The sequence below is a fragment of the Lentzea aerocolonigenes genome (assembly GCF_000955955.1).
GTDB classification, from domain to species: Bacteria; Actinomycetota; Actinomycetes; order Mycobacteriales; family Pseudonocardiaceae; genus Lentzea; species Lentzea aerocolonigenes_A.
Genome location: NZ_JYJG01000389.1, coordinates 1 through 234, shown reverse-complemented (window position 1 = coordinate 234; position 234 = coordinate 1). Strand labels below are relative to the sequence as shown.

The 234-nt window shown below is 70.5% G+C and carries 1 protein-coding gene; it reads right to left on the bottom strand.

Features of this window, described 5'->3' with window-relative positions; translation table 11 throughout:
• A partial coding sequence (locus UK23_RS53220; protein WP_045316968.1) for a hypothetical protein occupies positions 1-234 on the bottom strand: 234 nt, incomplete at both ends.

Below are 234 nucleotides of genomic sequence, written 5' to 3'. Positions count from 1 at the left end.
GCGGCTTGTAGACCACCACGGGGTCGGAGGCGAACGTGGCGGCGGGCATGCCGAGCAGGTCGGACCAGCCGCCGGAGTTGTCGGCGATGTAGGCGTGCACCGGGGCACCTGCGTTGTTGCGGGTGAAGACCTCGGTGACGTTGCCCAGCGGCTTGTACACCGCGGCCGGGGTGCCGGTGATGGTGCCCGAACCGATCCCGGCCCACGCGGACCAGTTCGACATGCCGTCGCCCA